At 67.0% G+C, this 224-nt stretch carries 1 pseudogene; it reads right to left on the minus strand.

The annotated features are described in order from the left end of the window. Window positions 1-224 (minus strand): annotated as a pseudogene (locus O4220_RS27785) (acetyl-/propionyl-CoA carboxylase subunit alpha); the annotation flags it as partial.

The following is a 224-nucleotide window of genomic DNA, read 5'->3' on the forward strand; positions in this document are numbered from 1 at the left end:
GGCTCCGGTGACGATGAGTTTGGCGAGCATCGAATCGAACTGGCCACCGATCACACTGCCGGATTCGACACCGGAATCGACCCGCACTCCCGGCCCGGAGGGGGCGGTGAAGGTGGTGACGGGGCCGGGTGCGGGCAGGAACCCGCGGCCGGCGTCTTCACCGTTGATGCGGAACTCGAACGAATGCCCCCGCGGTTCGGGGTCGTCGGTGATGGACAGTTCCT

It is taken from the genome of Rhodococcus ruber (genome assembly GCF_027270735.1).
Classification (GTDB): domain Bacteria; phylum Actinomycetota; class Actinomycetes; order Mycobacteriales; family Mycobacteriaceae; genus Rhodococcoides; species Rhodococcoides rubrum_A.